Source organism: Bartonella sp. AA16NXGY, assembly GCF_042197325.1.
In the GTDB taxonomy this organism is placed as follows: domain Bacteria; phylum Pseudomonadota; class Alphaproteobacteria; order Rhizobiales; family Rhizobiaceae; genus Bartonella.
Genome location: NZ_JBHIRR010000038.1, coordinates 1 through 2,782 on the forward strand (window position 1 = coordinate 1; position 2,782 = coordinate 2,782).

Genomic DNA, 2,782 nt, shown 5'->3' on the forward strand with positions numbered 1-2,782 from the left:
TTCCTGTCACCGCTGCTTAAAACAACGGTGAACAATATTGAGATGATTGGTTGAGAAAACAATCCCACCATTCCAAGTGAAGGCAAGGATAGCGGATTGTTAATCATCACAAACAGCAAAACTTAAGGATAACATTCATATTGTTCTGGATGCTTTTTACAAAAAGGGCTGTTCAAGCGCTTCTTGACACTGCGCTGTGGAACAACAGCACCTGGACGACAAGCCGGAAGATTCTTTCCTTGAAAATTCTCACACCACGTTCCTGCCTCTGTATCTTTATAGCGGAATCCTGATTGAACCATACAAGAATCAATAAACGCCTTTTTATTTAAACTTAACTTTCTATTTTCTGGATCAGTATCATAAGGGGTTGGCATTCCACATTCTAATAAGGCTTTTCCTACCTCAGTAAAATCAGTAACACCATTTTTCTCCCACGCGCTCAAATATCCTCCAGGAGTTTTATTAAACTGACATCCAGCTATACTTAACAAAGTTACAGCGCTTAATAATTTTAAAGTTTGTTTCATTTTTTTCCTCCATGATTTAATTCAAGGTTTTTGTTTTAAATGAGATGAGCCATACCTTTTTTGGCATTTTTGACCCGCATCTCCAAGACAGGTATGGGAGCTTATGGGATTCATGATCACTCTCCACCATTCTTTCCACCAGTTACTGCCAGCAGGTATTGTCTCGTAAGTATAGCCATTGCCGCCAATAATTCTGCTGACAAAGTCGTATCTATTCCCATCAAAGCCAACAATGGTTTGTTTGCCATCACTCACATAACCTAACAGACCGGATGCAACTAAAACATTAAAGGCTGGTCCATAGAAATTGATATTCGTGTTGTCGGCTATACCGTGCACACCTTCTTGTTTGAAAGAATTCAGCATATTCCCCAATGTCATTGTCCCGCGACTATGTCCATAAAGTTCTAATCCTGTAAGACCATAGCTATACATCAAATCTTTTGCTTCTTGTGTTGAATTGGTCAAACCCCAAAAGTTATTTTCCATAAACTTCTGATAGCCCGCGACCAGAAGTTCTGAAATAGCAGAATCGGCTTGAGGGAACACAACAAAATAAAGCGGTTCATTTTTATCCTTCGCATGTTGAACCGCATAAACAGCGGCTTCCTCTGGTGGAGTAAAGATGCCATTAAAGGACACATGCACCTTGCCATCAGCACCCTCTTGTAAATGCTGCTTTTCTTCATCCGTTAAATAATGTGCGTGAGGTATTTTTTGTCCACGAGCGTCTTTGATATACTGTCCATTTGCATCTATTTCATAGATTATATTACCCTTTTCATCACGGTCGACCACAGCGATGGGGTGCTCTTTGATAAACATGGTTTTATAGGAGTCATCACTGTATTTAAATCCTTCTTCTAAAAGTTGGGTTGCCATTTCACGGTTTTCATGGACGATTTGTTCCAGCTTGCCTGCATCGAGCTGTTGTACACCCTTATGGGCGGTGGCAGTATCACGATTAAGGGAGGCTATGGCTTGTTCCACATCTTGCCCTGTCAATGCCTTCTGCCCAGCTTCATCAGTAATGACAATGGTGCCATCGCTAATGGCGGATTTGGTGTATCCTTCCTCTGAATCTTGGGCTTTTGAATGATCTAAGACATTTTTGGCAATGTTTTTCCCGACACCATATTTACCCTGATACATCGGACCACCGGCAGAAATACTTAAACCTTGGCTGCTAGCTTGCGCATGCGCACCGTTGCTGATATCACTGGTGCTAATGCTTCCTGTGGTCAGGCTGTTTTTTTCTGCCGGCGCAGTGCTGGCAATAAGCCCCCCAGTTAGGGTCGTTTTGTCTTTAACGTTGATCTTAAAACCGCCATCACCGGCTTTGATGCCTGATTGCTCCACAACACTATGATAATCGCTAGAGGATTTATCCTTGTTCAAGGAAATATTGGTTGTGGCTGCATCATCCTTTTTTCCACCATTAAACCCAATAGAAAAAGAGTCTTGCTTGCTGGAAGTTTGTCCCGTATCACTGCGGCTGGTAATGGCGAAATCACCCCCTACTTCCATTTCTACATGGTCTGCAGAAGCCACGGCGCCTGCCAGTATGGTGTTTCCCTGACTTATGGTATGAAGAGTGCCAGTGCCTATAATATGGCTGTTCTTGTGATGCACTTCCTCACTGGAACCCTTGCCTTTACCAAAAGAAGCATTCCCCATCCACCCTGGACCACCGGTACCATAACTATACCCAACATTCATTGAAGCGCTTTGCGTATGATTTTGTGTGCTTTGTGTGTTTTGCGCACTTTCAAAAGTGATATCTTTACCTGCTCCCATGGTGATATTCCCGCTCTGTTCATCATTGCTTTGCATCGGGTTTGTACCGGCAATAATATCGGCTCCAACACCATGGATGCTGCCTTTGTGGGCTTGCATATTAACAGCGCGTCCTGCTTCTATTGTACCTGTCACCGCAGTAGATGTCTGAACCGATGCCTCCTCCTTCTCTGTCTTAAAGCCAACGGTTACGCTAGCAGAAACATCAGCAATATCACGAATAGACTGTTTGTTTCCACCTTTCATCCCATTATAAAGACCTTTGCCTTTGCTATAGAGATCATAGCCTTTTAGACCAGCAATAAGACCATTACCGATTTTGTGTTTTGTATCCCCATGACCAAAACGTTTGACTGCATCCTTTACATCTTTTACGGCACCAAGAATACCCACATTGACAGAGCCTGTCACACCAGCAAAAGACTTTTCATGCTTTTCTTTTGCGTTAGAGGTAT

The 2,782-nt window shown here is 42.8% G+C and carries 2 protein-coding genes; both read right to left on the reverse strand.

Features of this window, described 5'->3' with window-relative positions:
* Window positions 1-122 precede the first annotated feature (122 nt).
* A complete protein-coding gene (locus ACFINK_RS09130) occupies window positions 123-530 on the reverse strand; it encodes a hypothetical protein (RefSeq protein ID WP_375638882.1) in 408 nt (135 codons plus the stop codon).
* 21 nt (window positions 531-551) lie between these two features.
* The coding region (locus ACFINK_RS09135; protein WP_375638884.1) for a hemagglutinin repeat-containing protein at window positions 552-2,782 on the reverse strand (2,231 nt) is incomplete at its 5' end.